This is a genomic window from Paenibacillus profundus, assembly GCF_021369635.1.
GTDB lineage: Bacteria > Bacillota > Bacilli > Paenibacillales > Paenibacillaceae > Paenibacillus_B > Paenibacillus_B profundus.
On sequence record NZ_JAJNBZ010000102.1, the window covers coordinates 1 to 539 of the forward strand.

The 539-nt window shown below is 48.8% G+C and carries 1 protein-coding gene; it reads right to left on the bottom strand.

The features are described from left to right. Positions 1–17: 17 nt before the first annotated feature. Positions 18–539: IS5 family transposase (locus LQV63_RS31250; protein ID WP_233699656.1), on the bottom strand; the 522-nt coding region annotated here is incomplete at its 5' end.

The following is a 539-nucleotide window of genomic DNA, read 5'->3' on the forward strand; positions in this document are numbered from 1 at the left end:
AGAGCGTGTCTTCAAACCTAATTTAGCCATAAAAGAATAGAGGCCAGCGATAAAAAGGCCGCAAAGGAACAGGCCAGCTTATCATAGCGAGTAGCCAACCTTCGATAATGTTTGAGTTTGTTGAATAAGCATTCGACCAAATGGCGTTCTTTGTATAGCCACCAATCACACGTTCGTTGAATTTTGCGGTGTTTTCGGCTGGGAATAACGGCGACTGCTTGCTGCTTTTCAATGAGTTCCAGAATGTTGTTCATGTCGTAACCTCGGTCGGCAATCACGGTCTTGCCGATGAGATCCATATCTTGAAGCATTTCATACCCTTTGACACAGTCGTGACAATTGCCGGCGGTCAGTTCAAAGCGCAGCGGATTTCCCAGCGCGTCTACAACTGCATGGATTTTGGTCGTTATTCCGCCTCTGGAGCGTCCGATCGCCTGTAATTGCTGCCCCCTTTTGCCCCCGCTCCGTGCTGGTGGACACGAACTATGGTGGCATCGATCATGATATTTTCGAAGTCGGGGGATATAGAGACGTGCTCC